10 protein-coding genes are annotated in these 13,004 nt (G+C 72.2%); 6 read left to right on the forward strand and 4 right to left on the reverse strand.

Going from position 1 to position 13,004, the window contains the following annotated elements; translation table 11 throughout:
- Positions 1–13: 13 nt before the first annotated feature.
- The gene (locus tag AB0J80_RS00415) at positions 14–2,434 is read right to left on the reverse strand and encodes a transglycosylase domain-containing protein (protein WP_364698727.1); all 2,421 of its coding nucleotides are present in this window, start codon (positions 2,432–2,434) and stop codon (positions 14–16) included.
- Between the two features lie 304 nt (positions 2,435–2,738).
- Here AB0J80_RS00415 and AB0J80_RS00420 point away from each other — a divergent pair, with 304 nt between their 5' ends.
- Entirely contained in the window at positions 2,739–3,041 is a 303-nt protein-coding gene (locus AB0J80_RS00420; protein WP_041832981.1) for a WhiB family transcriptional regulator, read from the forward strand.
- 1 nt (position 3,042) lies between these two features.
- Here AB0J80_RS00420 and AB0J80_RS00425 read toward each other — a convergent pair whose 3' ends face one another.
- The 3 genes from AB0J80_RS00425 to AB0J80_RS00435 are packed head-to-tail and all read right to left on the reverse strand — an operon-like array spanning position 3,043 to position 6,153.
- On the reverse strand, positions 3,043–4,194 hold the full coding sequence (locus AB0J80_RS00425; RefSeq protein ID WP_364698729.1) for an ArsA family ATPase: 1,152 nt from the start codon (positions 4,192–4,194) through the stop codon (positions 3,043–3,045).
- A 38-nt stretch (positions 4,195–4,232) separates the two neighbouring features.
- Positions 4,233–5,183, reverse strand: coding sequence for an ArsA-related P-loop ATPase (locus tag AB0J80_RS00430; protein ID WP_364698731.1), 951 nt, complete (start codon positions 5,181–5,183; stop codon positions 4,233–4,235).
- Between the two features lie 22 nt (positions 5,184–5,205).
- A complete protein-coding gene (locus tag AB0J80_RS00435) occupies positions 5,206–6,153 on the reverse strand; it encodes a hypothetical protein (protein ID WP_364698733.1) in 948 nt (315 codons plus the stop codon).
- A gap of 149 nt (positions 6,154–6,302) precedes the next feature.
- Here AB0J80_RS00435 and AB0J80_RS00440 point away from each other — a divergent pair, with 149 nt between their 5' ends.
- From AB0J80_RS00440 to AB0J80_RS00460, 5 genes are all read left to right on the forward strand, one after another.
- On the forward strand, positions 6,303–6,458 hold the full coding sequence (locus AB0J80_RS00440; protein WP_127498762.1) for a DUF4177 domain-containing protein: 156 nt from the start codon (positions 6,303–6,305) through the stop codon (positions 6,456–6,458).
- Entirely contained in the window at positions 6,455–6,946 is a 492-nt protein-coding gene (locus tag AB0J80_RS00445) for a RidA family protein (protein WP_364698735.1), read from the forward strand. Before AB0J80_RS00440 ends, AB0J80_RS00445 begins: the two co-directional genes overlap by 4 nt.
- Positions 6,947–7,018: 72 nt before the next feature.
- Positions 7,019–7,810: an MBL fold metallo-hydrolase gene (locus AB0J80_RS00450; RefSeq protein ID WP_364698737.1), complete on the forward strand. Its 792-nt coding sequence runs from the start codon at positions 7,019–7,021 to the stop codon at positions 7,808–7,810.
- Positions 7,807–11,451, forward strand: a complete 3,645-nt coding sequence (locus tag AB0J80_RS00455; protein ID WP_364698739.1) for an adenylate/guanylate cyclase domain-containing protein — start codon at positions 7,807–7,809, stop codon at positions 11,449–11,451. The genes AB0J80_RS00450 and AB0J80_RS00455 overlap by 4 nt, the downstream gene beginning before the upstream one ends.
- A 31-nt stretch (positions 11,452–11,482) precedes the next feature.
- A complete protein-coding gene (locus AB0J80_RS00460; protein ID WP_364698741.1) occupies positions 11,483–13,000 on the forward strand; it encodes a serine/threonine-protein kinase in 1,518 nt (505 codons plus the stop codon).
- Positions 13,001–13,004 lie beyond the last annotated feature (4 nt).

The following is a 13,004-nucleotide window of genomic DNA, read 5'->3' on the forward strand; positions in this document are numbered from 1 at the left end:
CCTCGCTGGAGGGCTACCGGCGCCGGGGCGGCGGGAAGATGATGCCGCCGTCGCCGGGCTTGGGATCGCGGGGTTTGTCGTCGTCCTTGCCCTTGCTGACCTCGATGCTGACGTAGCCGCCCTTGATCGTCCGGCCGCTGGGGTTGGTGCCTGCCGCCGTGCCCTTCGGGCAGTCCGACTCGACCTCGGTGCCGACCGAGGCGCTGAAGCCGGCGCTTTCCAGGCGGGCCCGGGCGCCGTCGATGGTCGCGCAGGTCACGTCCGGGATGGAGCGCTGGTCGCCGATCGAGATCTTGCGGCTCTCGGGCTTCTTGAACTGGACCTTGGGCTTGCCGTCCAGGTAGTCCGCCATGGTGTTCCACACGGCCGGGTTGACGATCTGGTGGGACATCCGGTCGGAGTGGTCCTGATAGTCGGGGTTCACGAGGTAGCCGGCGACGGTCAGGGAGCTGCTGCCGATGATGAGGGCGGCGGTCTTGTCGTGGTCGGTGGTGCCGGTCTTGCCGTAGATCGGGTGCCGGATGATGCCGTGGGCCTGCGGTGCGGTGCGGCCGCGGCAGTTGCCGAGCTGCGCCGAGTCGCCCACCGGGCAGCGGGCCGCGTCGAGGGCGGCTCGGGCTACGTCGGCTGACGTGGCTCGGGTGCAGTGCGGCTGCCCGACGTCGATCTTCTCGCCGTCCTGCGAGGTGATCTGCTCGACCGGGGTGGGCGTGCAGTACATGCCGTCGCCGGCGAGCGTCGCGTACGCGTTGGCCATGTCCAGCGGTGTGGACGAGGACACGCCGAGGGTGAAGGCACCCCACTGATGAGCGGACTGCTCCGTGGCGGCGAAGTCGGCGTCCTGCTTCGCCCGGAACTGCACGCCGAAGCGCTTGGCGACGTCGACGACCTTCTCGGCACCGACCCGCTCCTGCAGCGGGACGAAGAACGTGTTGACCGACGCACCGAAGCCGGTCCACATGTTGAAGATGCCCGCCTCGTTCTTGGACGCGTTCGAGGGGCAGTAGTACTTGCCGTTACACGTCGACGGGCCGGGCGCGATGATGTACTTCGAGACGTACCGGGCCGGCGCGTTGATCGAGTAGGCCAGCGGGTAGCCGTTCTCCAGCGCCGCGACCATGGTGAACATCTTGAACACCGACCCGGCCTGGTAGCCGGTGATGTCGCCGCCGCCGGTGAGCAGCGGGTTGGTGGTGTTCGGGTACGTGCCGCGGATCTTCTTCTTCGCCTTGCGCGGGTCCGAGGAGATCTTGTTCTGCGGGTGCTCGGGGTCGTCGAGCTTGAAGCGGCGGTTGGCGGCGAGCGCGCGGACCTTGCCGGTGCCGGGCTGGATGCCGGCCAGGAGCAGGGCGTTCTTGTTCTTGTCCTTGATGTGGTCGAGGATGTTCTCCCGCGCCGCGTTCTGCGCCTTGACGTCCATCGAGGTCTGGATGCGGTAGCCGCCGCTCTTGAGCCGCCGCTCCCGGTCGTACGTGGTCGCGCCGAACTCGTTGCGGCTCAGCCACCACCGGTAGAAGTAGTCGCAGAAGAAGCCCCAGTGGTTCTTCGCCACGGAGACGCAGCCGTTGCCGACGCCCTGGACCTTCCGGCTGATCTTGGTGTTGGTGGCCTTCTTCGCCTCTTCCGGCGTGATGAACTTCAGCTCGAGCATGTCGTTGACGACGTAGTTGCGCCGCGCCAGCGCCTGCGGGTAGCCGCTGGCGGTGGTCGGGTTGAACGCGGTCGGGGCCTTCACCATGCTGGCCAGCAGGGCGGACTCGGCGACCGTGAGCGTGTCGGGCTTCTTCTTGAAGTAGACCTGGCTGGCGGCGTAGACGCCGTAGGCGCGGTTACCGAAGGGCGCCTGGTTGAGGTAGCGCTCCAGGATCTGCTCCTTGGTGAGCTCCTTCTCGACCTGCATGGCGTACTTCATCTCAGTGATCTTGCGCTTGGGCGTGTCCTTGGTGGCGTCGACGACCTCCTGGGGGTTCGTCGCCGAGTACGCCAGGGACATGCGTACGTACTGCATCGTCAGGGTGGAGGCGCCCTGCTGCGACTTGCCGCTCTTGTTGCTCACCACGGCACGGGCGACGCCTTTGAGGTCGACGCCGTTGTGCTTGTAGAACTCGTGGTCCTCGGCGGCGATGATCGCGTGCTGCATGTTGGGCGAGATCTTGTTGAGCGGCACGTCGCTGCGGAACTCGTCGTAGAAGACCGAGATCTGAGTCTTGTTGTCGGATGCGAAGATCCGGCTGATCTGCGGCGCGCTCGCCGCTTTGAGCTCACTGGGGAGACTTGCGAAGGTCTGGCCCCCGGCCTTGGCCGCCAGTCCGGACATGGCCACGGCCGGGAATGCCGCGGCGGCGACCACGACGCCGGCCAGCAGGCCGCAGATCAGCAGCGACGTCGCATTGGCGAAGATGTTGTGATCGCGTCTGCGCATCCAGGAGCTCACGTGAGCAGGGTACGCGAAACACCGCCCTGACCACGCGTCGAGATGGTCACGGTTCGCCCAGAATGATTCTGCCGGTCAGGTCGGCACGCCGTGGCGTTTTCTGAGATTTCCCGCGAACTTTTCTCCGTCCGGTCAGAGTGAGATGCCCGGAACTACCGAGGTATACGTATTTGAGGGACAACGTTGCGTAATCGCCCGACTACGGAGCATGATGGTCCGGCGAGCTTTCGCACGACGTCTGCGCGGCTTGGGGGACATGAGCGCGCAGGCGTCAGGGGGTAATTGCAAGGGGGGACGTGAACAGATGGGGATGATCAGCGACTGGCCCAGCATGGCGGCGTGTCAGAGTGGCGACCCTGACGCGCTGTTCGTGCAGGGCGCCGAGCAGAACGTGGCGAAGAGGATCTGCCGAAGCTGCCCGGTTCGCTACGAATGCCTCGCCGACGCACTGGACAACCGGATCGAGTTCGGTGTCTGGGGAGGCATGACCGAGCGGGAGCGGCGCGCTCTGCTGCGCCGGCACCCGCACGTGGCGAGCTGGCGCAAGATGTTCGAAGCCGCGCTGCGCGAGAAGGGCGCCGACAAGGTGCTCGTCTCGACCCGCTGATTTATCGGTCATCGGCGGTCAGTGCGTCGCCGATCGTTCGCAGCCCGTCGACGTCGTGGACGTCGGCGGGCTGTGCTGTCACCGACACCAGGGGCACGGCCGGGAACGCGTCGGTGAACTGCGCGGCCACCCGTACCTCTCGATCGATCTGCCGCAGCAACCCGGCATGCACCCGCAGCGCCTCCGCGGTGACCCGCTGATCGCCCTCGGCGTCCAGCGCGGCCGCCGCGGCCTCGGCCTCGGCCAGCGGAAGCGAGTCCACGGCCGTGCGGTGGGTGCGGTTGAGGACCAGGCCGGCGAGCGGCATCCGCTCCGCGACCAGCCGCTCCGCGAAGTAGGCCGCCTCCCGGACCGCGTCCCGCTCCGGCGCCGCGACCAGCAGGAAGGCGGTCTGCGGGTCCTGCAGGATCCGGTACGTCTCGTCGGCGCGCTGCCGGAAGCCGCCGAACATGGAGTCCAGCGCGGCGACGAAGCCGGACAGGTCGGTGAGCAGCTGGGCGCCGAGGATCTTCTGCACGGCCCGCGAGAAGATGCCGAACGACGCCGTCACCAGGCTGAACATGCTCCGGCCGCCCCGCGCGGGCGCGAGCAGCATCCGCAGCATGCGGCCGTCGAGGAACCGCGAGAGCCGCGCGGGCGCGTCCAGGAAGTCGAGGGCCGAGCGGGACGGCGGCGTGTCCACCACGATCAGGTCCCACTCGTCGCGGGACCGCAGCTGCCCGAGCTTCTCCATCGCCATGTACTCCTGCGTGCCGGAGAACGTCGAGCTCATGGCCTGGTAGAAGGGGTTCGCGAAGATCTCGGCGGCCCGGTTCGGCGAGGTGTGCGCCTGCACGACCTCGTCGAACGTGCGCTTCATGTCGAGCATCATGGCGTGCAGCTCGCCGCCGGCGGCCTCGGTGTCGATGCCCTTGACCTGCCGCGGGGTGTTGTCCAGCTCGGTCAGGCCCATCGACTGGGCCAGCCGGCGCGCCGGGTCGATGGTCAGCACCACCGTGCGGCGGCCGTGGCGTTCGGCGGCCCGCAGCCCGAGGGCGGCCGCCGTGGTGGTCTTGCCGACGCCGCCCGCACCGCAGCACACCACGATGCGGGTCGTCGGGTCCGCCAGCAGAGCATCGACATCGAGGCGCGGGGCGGTCTGATCAGCGGCCACGGTTCGAGCGTACTGACTCCGGGCTCGGGCCGCGGGGCTCAGATGCTCATCAGCAGGTCGGCGAGGCGGTTCAGTCCCTCGCGGTCGACGCCGTCCTCGAGCAGGGGCAGCTCGACCATGGGGTGTTCCGTCTCGGCGAGGTCGGCGCGCAGCGACTCCTCGAGCTCCCGCCGGGTCAGGTGCGCCTTGGCCTCGGCCTGCAGGCCGCTCACCGTGGCCGGGTCGGCGGGCAGGCCGGCGGCGGCCAGCCCGCGGCGCAGCTCGGACTTGGTGACCTTGGCGCCGGCGAGCAGCGGCGACCGCGCCCCGTTGACGATGATCCGGCCGACCGGGATGTGCAGGGCGGTCAGCTCCTCGATCGCGTCCAGGCTCTCCTGCACCGGCATCTCCTCCAGCAGTGTGACCACGTGCACGGAGGTGATCGGCGAGCGCAGCAGCGAGGCGACGCCGTCGCTCTGGTTCTTGATCGGGCCCATCTTCGCCAGCTTGGCGGTCTCCGCGGTGACGTTGAGGAACCGTCCGATCCGGCCGGTCGGCGGCGCGTCCAGCACCACGGCGTCGTACGCGCGCCGGCCGTCCGAGGAGCGCGTCGTCGCCTCCTTCACCTTGCCGGTCAGCAGCACGTCGCGCAGGCCGGGGGCGATGGTGGTGGCGAAGTCGATCGCGCCGATCTTGCGCAGCGCCCGCCCGGCGGCACCGAGCTTGTAGAACATGTCGAGGTACTCGAGCAGGGCCTCCTCGGGATCCACCGCCAGCGCCCGGACCTCGCCGTCGCCCCGGGCCGGGGTGGCTATCCGCAGCTCCTCGTACGGAAGCGGATCGGTGCCGAACAGCTGCGCGATGCCCTGCCGGCCCTCGACCTCCACCAGCAGGGTGCGGTGCCCGCCGGCCGCCAGCCCCAGCGCCAGCGCCGCCGCCACGGTGGTCTTGCCCGTGCCGCCCTTGCCCGTCACCACGTGCAGGCGGGCCGGCCACTCATCTCTACCCACGCTTCGAGCGTACGGTTCTCCCTCAGCTGCTGACGTCGCAGACGAGCCAACCGGTCTTGCGGATCACTGTGAACGTCAGCTGCTGCTCGGCGCTCTTCTCGTCGTCGGTGATCATCGACAGCTGCACGGCGACGGAGGCCTTCTCGTCGTTCTGCCCCGACACCGCCGGCTCGCTCCAGCGGAAGGTCGGCGCGTCGTACTCGGTCGCGTACCCCTTGATCTGGTCGACCCGGCCCTTGAGCTTGTCCTCGTCGCGGGCTTCGCGGCAGACGAGGTCGCCGGCCGCCTTCGGGTCCTGCTGGGTGTAGACCGCCGTCATGAACCGGTCGACGGCCGTGGCCGGATCGGGCGCGCCCTTGCCGCTGTCGGCGTTGCGCAGCAGCAGGAGCGCCGACACCGTGCCCCCGGCGAACAGCAGCAGCGTCACGACCAGGGCGAGCGTCACCCACAGCCCGGTACGCCGCGTGCGGGGCGGCGGGTCCTCGTCGACCGTCTCGGTGTGCTGCGGGTCGAACGGAACCTCCCAGGGCTGCGGCAGCATGCGCAGCGGGATCGCTTCCGTCTCTACCGGGTCCTCGTGCTGCACGCCGGGCTGCACCTCGGCCGGCGGCGAGTGCTCGAAGGCGAGATGGTCGGGGGGATGGGTGTGCCACTCGCCCGGCTTCTCGTGCTTGGCGTGGAACGGCTCGCTGGGCGGTGGCTGATGCCACACGACCTCACCCTCGACGGTCTCGCCCTCGACGGCGTCCATGACGACCGTCTCATCGGTGACCGCCGGGATCTGCTCGGTCGGTGCGGCCGGCTCGGGAGGGCCCGGCTCCGGATGGCCCGGCTCGCCCGGGTAGGCGCCCGGCGGCGGCCACCCGGCGGGCGAGGTGGGCGGGGGCGCATCGATGAAGTCGGACGCCGGCGCCTCGGCCGCGGCGATCGATGACGGCCGCCCGCTGCCACCCTGCGACGCCTGCCCCATCGTGCCCCCTGATCTGCCCTTGGCGACCCCCACGTCAGGGTAGTGGAATCCGGTCGGCCGCGAGGCAGCTCCGACGCCCTGGCTAGGCTGTTGCCGCCAGCGCGGGCGCCCGGAGCCCGCGGACTAACTCAGGGGAGCTGGGCGAGCAAATGCAGAAGTGGGAGTACGTGACCGTGCCGCTGCTGGTCCACGCGACCAAGCAGATCCTCGACAACTGGGGCGAGGACGGCTGGGAGCTGGTGCAGGTCGTGCCGGGCCCCAACGCCGAGCAGCTGGTGGCGTACATGAAGCGGCCGAAGTCGTGACGGAGCCGACGCCGGTCAGCGGCGAGGGCGGTGCCGACGCGTACGCGAAGCTGGCCGAGCTGGGGCTGACCCTGCCGCAGGTCGTGCCGCCGCTCGCGTCGTACGTGCCGGCCGTGCAGTCGGGCAACTACGTGTACGTGTCCGGGCAGCTGCCGATGGTCGACGGGAAGCTGCCCCACACCGGCAAGGTGGGCGCGGACGTCACCCCCGAGCAGGGTACGGAGCTGGCCCGCTACTGCGCGCTGAACGCCCTCGCGGCGATCGACGCGCTCGTGGGGCTGGGCCGCATCGTGAAGATCGTCAAGGTGACCGGCTTCGTGGCGTCGGCCGAGGGCTTCACCGGCCAGCCGGCCGTGGTCAACGGCGCTTCGCAGCTCTTCGGCGACGTCCTCGGCGAGCTGGGCCGGCACGCCCGCAGCGCGGTCGGCGTGGCGGAGCTGCCGCTCGGCGCGCCCGTCGAGGTGGAAGTCATCGCCGAGATCGCCTGACCACGTCGTACGCGTCGCCGGTGACCGGATCGCACCTCGCGTGTTCGGTCCCGGCGGCACCGGCGACGTACCATGCGTCGGGGGGTGGCGTCTGTGTCGTCGCAGGTGGAGCGGTTGCCGGAGTGGGTCACGCTGCTACGGGCGCCCAACGCCGGGCCGATGACCCTGGACGGCACCAACACGTGGGTGCTGCGCGCACCGGGCGCCGAGGACGCGGTCGTGATCGACCCCGGTCCCGACGACGCCGGGCATCTCGCGTCCGTCGCCGAGCACCGGCCGTTGAGCGCCATCCTCATCACGCACGGCCACCACGATCACGTCGAGGGTGCCGAGACGCTGTCGCGGATGCTCGGCGGGGTGCCGGTGCTCGCGGCCGACCCGCGGCACGGCGACCCGCTGCCGCCGCGGATGCGCCTGGCCGGCCTGGAGATCGAGGTCGTGGCCACGCCCGGACACACGGCCGACTCGGTCTGCTTCGTCGTGGCGGACGCGGTGTTCACCGGCGACACCATCCTGGGCCGGGGTACGACCGTGGTGGCGTGGCCCGACGGGGACCTGGGTGCGTACCTGGGCAGTCTTGAGGTGCTGCGGGCGTACCCGTTGCTCATGCTGCCGGGGCACGGTCCGGCGCAGGCCGACTGCGCCGCGGTCGCCGGGGCCTATCTGGATCATCGCCGGGAGCGGCTGGCGCAGGTCCGGGCCGCGGTGGCGCAGGGCGCGGACTCGCCGGAGGCCGTCGTCGACCTGGTGTATCCCGACATCGACCCCAGGATCCGGTTCGCCGCCGAGGCGTCGGCCGGGGCCCAACTCGACTTTCTGAGGCGGGAATCACAGCGGACCCCTGAAGGGTTGGACCCGCTGTGACCTGTCCCGTGTGCGGAACCGTGGCCGTTCCCAGTGCCCGCTTCTGCCACAACTGCGGGGTCGCCCTGCCTGCGGCGGCCACCCTGCCCGCCGCGGAACGCCGCATTGTGACCGTTCTCTTCGGCGACCTGTCGGACTTCACGTCCTGGTCGGAGGACCTCGACCCGGAGCGGGTCGGCGCGGTCACCGACCGGGTGCTCGCCGCGCTCGCCGGCGCGGTCAAGACCTTCGGCGGGCACGTCGACAAGCTCACCGGCGACGGGATCATGGCGGTCTTCGGGGCGCCGGTGACCCATGAGGACGACGCCGAGCGCGCGGTCCGGGCGGCGCTGAGCATGCAGCGAGCGGTCCGCCGGGTGCTCGACGACGAACGCGGCGGGGGTGCCCCGCTCGGGCTGCGCGTCGGGCTGAACACCGGCGAGGTGGTCGCCGGCATCCAGGCCGCGATCGAGTACACGGTCATCGGCGACACCGTGAACACCGCCGCCCGGCTGGCCGACGCCGCCGCCGTCGGTGCCGTCTACGCCGGTTCCCGGACGGCCGCGGGCACCCGGCACGTCGCCTCCTGGCGGCAGCTGCGGGCGCTGCGGCTCAAGGGGAAGCGGGAGCCGGTGCCGGCGTACGAGCTGCTCGGCCTCCACGACGCCCCCGGCACCCGCTCCGGCGTGGGCGACGAGGCGCCGTTCGTGGGGCGCGAGACCGAGCTGGGCCGGGTGGCCGGCCGGCTGGCCGAGGTCATCGACTCCGGCACGCCGCGGGTGATGGTGATGACCGCGGAGGCCGGCATCGGCAAGACCCGGTTCGCGGGCGAGGTCAAGCGGCTGGCGGCCGGCTACGACGTGGGCGCAGGACGGTTCGCCGCGCACACCGGCGCCCGGGTGCTGCGGGCCCGCTGCCGGGCGTTCGGCGAGCGACGGCGGTTCGCGCCCCTGGCCGACCTGGTCCGCAAGTCCGTGGGCCTGCCCAAGGACGTCGCCGCGACGGTCAGCCGCCCGGTGGTCGAGGAGCGGCTGCGCAAGCTGGTCACCCGGCTGAGCCGTGACGGCGAGCCGCCGGACATCGACATCGACCGGCTGCTCGCCCTCCTCGGGTACGGCGAGGCCCCGGCGAACCCGGTCGGGCCGGCCGCGGTGGCGGAGTGGCAGCCGACCGGCGGCGCGCGCCCCGACTCGGAGACCGTGCCGGTCGCCGTCGCCGGCCTGCTCAGCGCCCTGGCCCGGGAGGCGCCGCTGGTCGTCATCGTCGACGACCTGCACGACGCCACGGCGGAGACGATCGACGCGCTCGGCGGGGTGCTCTCGCGCCTCGACGGGCCGGTCGTCATGCTGCTGCTCGGCCGTCCGGAGCTGGTCCGCACCGCGGGTGCCCTGACCCGGCTCGCCGACGCCGAGATCCACACCCTGCCGCCGCTGCGGGGCGCCGACGCGGCTCGGCTGCTGACGTCGTACCTGAACGGCGGAAAACTCCCGCAGCAGGACGCGGACCGCTTGCTGGCCACCGCCCAGGGCAACCCGTTCTACCTGGCCGAGCTGGTCACGCTGCTGCTGGAGCGCGGCTCGCTGATGCCCGCGGTCGGCGCGAACGCGGCCGGCCGGTGGCAGCTGGCCGGCGGCACGATGGGCAGCCAGCTCCTCTCGCGCGACCTGGCCGCCGTCCTCGCCGCCCGCATCGACGCGCTGCCGACCGAGCCGCGGTCGGTGCTGCGGGACGCGGCGGTGGTCGGCGACACCGTGCCGACGGGAGTGATCGAGGCCTTGCGTGAGCGCCGGTCGCCCGGCGACGCCCGGCCCGGGGCGGTCGCCGCGGTGGAGCTCGAGCGCGCGGTCGACGAGCTGCTGCAACGCCGCATGCTGCACCGCGTCCGAGGCGGGTACGCGTTCACGACCCCGCTGATGCGGGAGGCGGCGTACGCGGGCATCGGCAAGGCGGACCTGGCCGACCGGCATGCGTACCTGGCGCGCTGGGCCGCCCCGGAGACGATCGACGAGCTCGGCTACGACGGCGCCTCCCGGCTCAGCCTCGGGGAGAACGAGCGGGACGCGTTCGTGGCGACCCACGCCGAATGCGCGGTGGAGCTGGCCGACGCCGTCCGCCTGCGCCCCGACGCCGCGGTCCGGGACGTCGCGCCGCTCGGGGTGGCGGCACTCGGCAGGATGGCCCGCCGGGCGCTGGCCAACATCGAGCCGGCCGCCTCCATCGCGTACGCCGAGCGCGCCGCCGCCCTGGCCAAGGACGGCCTGCCCCTGCCCGACCAGCTCGTGCACGCCCGCGCCCTGCTGCGCCTGGGCCGGGCCGACGAGGCGCTGGCGATCGGCGAGAAGATCGCCGCGACCGCCCGCAAGGAGCCGGTGTGCAAGGCCGAGGCGCTCCTCGTGGTGGGCCGGGCCCAGGAGGCGATGGGTGACGTCGCCAGGGCGGTCGACGCCTGGCAGGAAGCGCTGGACGTGGCGACCGAGGCCGAGCTGGCCCCGGAGCGCGCCAACGCGATGCGGCGGCTGGGCATGGCCGACTTCCTGTCCGGGCGGCTGAGCCAGGCCAGCAGCCGCTTCGCCGCCGCGTACCAGGTGACGCTGGCCGCCGGGGACCGGCACGGGCAGGCCTGGGCGCTGCAGAACCTGGCCTGGGTGACCACGACCCGGGGCGACTTCGCCGGTACGGACGCGGTGCTGGGCCGCGCCGCCCGGCTCTTCGCCGAGCTGGGCGATCCCGTGGGGCGGTCCTGGCTGCGCGGCACCACGGCGTTCGCGCGGCTGCTCGCGGGACGGCTGCAGGAGTCCCGCCGGCTGGCCCGGATCTTCCTGCCCTTCGGCGACCGGGTCGGCGAGGGCTGGGCGGTCGGGACGCTGCGGGCGGTGGAGGCGTACGCGGCCGCCGAGCTCGGCGACCTGGCGGAGGCCGACGGCGGTGCCCGCCGGGCGTACCGCGACTTCGACAAGGTCTCCGACGACTGGGGGCGCGGGCTCGCGCTGGTCGTCCGCGGGGTGATCGCCCGCGGCCTGGGTGAGTTCGATCACGCGAACGACCTGCTCACGGACGCCCTGGACTTCGCCGGCCGCACCGGGCATCCGCTGCTGCTGGGCATGGCCGGCACCCTGCGCGGGTTCGTGGCGCTGCAGCGAGGCGACGGGGACGCCGCCGAGGCCGACGCACGCCGGGTGATGACGGCGGTCGAGCCGCACAACCCGCTCGCGCCCGCCCAGGTGGGCCCCCGGGTGCTGCTGGCCGAGGCGCGGCTGCGGGCCGGTGACGCGGGTACGGCGATCGGCCTGCTCGCGCCGATCGCCAGCGACACCGGCGGCTCGCTGCTGTTCTCCCGCCGGCAGGCGCTGGCGTCGTACGCCTCGGCGCTGCTCGCCGACGGCCGGGTGGACGCCGCCGCCTCCTGGATCCGCCGGGCGCGGGAGATCCCGGCCGAGGACGTCCGCAGCGGGGTGGTGGCGGCGCTGGTGAATGCCCGGGTCAACGCGGCCGCCGGGGACATTCCGGGCGCACGGGACGCCGCGGAGGAGGCCGTGCTGCTCGCGTACTCGACGGAACAGGCCAGCGAACGCGTTGCGGCAGAGGAACTCCGGGACGCTCTGGCACATTCCATCGTGGACCCGCCGGAATCTGTCGCCTACGCGTCTGACGTGCCGGGATGATCCGGCTCGGCCTTCGCGTATTTTCTATCCCGTGACGGATACCCCGCCTGGTCGCCTGCCCGTGCCTTACGTGCCAGGTATGTCCGGCCTGACCGTCATGGCTCGCGGAGGGTACGCAACCGTGTACCGAGCGACGCAGGACTCGGTCGGGCGCGAGGTCGCGATCAAGGTCGAGAACCGGACACTCGAAAGTCCCCGGGATCAGGCGCGGTTCCTGCGCGAGGCGAAAGCCGCCGGGCGGATGTCGTCGCACCCGCACGTCGTCGACCTCTTCGACGTCGGTGTGACGGTCGACCAGCATCCGTACCTGATCATGGAGCTGTGCGACGGGTCGTACCTGGACCGCATGCGCATCTCGCCGCTCGGCGCGCTGGAGGCCCGCGACCTCGGAGTGAAGATCGCCGACGCGCTGGTGCACTCGCACGCCAACGGTGTGCTGCACCGCGACGTGAAGCCGGCCAACATCCTGTACTCGCATTTCAACCCGGCCGTCCTCGCCGACTTCGGGCTGGCCGTGCTGGGCGAGATGCGGGACTCGTCGGTGACGCTCGAGGTGCTGACCCCCGCGTACGCGCCGCCCGAGATGTTCTCCCACGCCGACCCGTCGGGCGCCGTCGACGTGTACGCGCTCTGCGCCACGCTCTACGCGGTCATGCGCGGCCGCCCGCCGCGCTGGGAGAGCGACCGCAGCCCGAGCCTCATCACGCTCATGGACCTCTTCCACCAGCCCATTCCGGACCTTCCGGGCGTGCCGCGGGCGCTGACCGAGGTGCTCCGGTACGGCATGGCCAACGACCCCCGCGCACGGCCGACCGCCGAGCAGCTCCGGGAGATGCTCGCCGGCCTGCACCTGCACCCCGGCGGCGCGCAGGCCCCCACGGTCTACCACTCGTCGACGTTCGTGCCGCCCACGCCGAGGCCGTTCCACCCCTCGCCGCAGCCGCGTCCCGTGCCGCCGGTGACGCCCACGCGGGAGTCGTCCGGAGCGGACGAGACGCCGACCGTACACACCGAGAACCCCAAGCGGAACAAGCGGCGGTGGCTGTTCGGTGGCTTCGGAGCGTTCCTGCTGCTCGCCACGGCGGTCGGCGGTGCGTGGCTCGCGTCGACGCGGGCGCCGGCGGTGCGCTCGCTCGCCTCCCGCCTCACCGTCCCGGCCACCTCGACCCTGCCGGCGGCGATGTCCCGGCTGCCCGGGTGCCTCGCCGGTCGCGCGCACTGCCCCGGCGAGCTGGAGTGCTTCACCCTCGAACCCGGCAGCGGCCCGATCGCGCGCGAGGTGTCGTGCGCCAAGCGGCACAGCTGGGAGGTCTTCGCCGTCGGCTCACTGCCCGCGCAGGTGAACCCGCGCGACCGGGACGCCGTCACCACCGACCCCGGCGTCCTGCGGGTCTGCAGCCGCCGGATGTTCCAGCGCACCACCACCCGCACCGACAGCACCGAGTGGGCGCTGTCGGTGCTGCCGCCGACGTCGGGTGACCGGACGTTCCGCTGCCTCGCCGGGCGGGGCGCCGACAGCCTGCACGGACCGGTGCTGGCCCGCGGCTGAGCTG

Source organism: Actinoplanes sp. NPDC049548, assembly GCF_040676695.1.
In the GTDB taxonomy this organism is placed as follows: Bacteria; Actinomycetota; Actinomycetes; order Mycobacteriales; family Micromonosporaceae; genus Actinoplanes.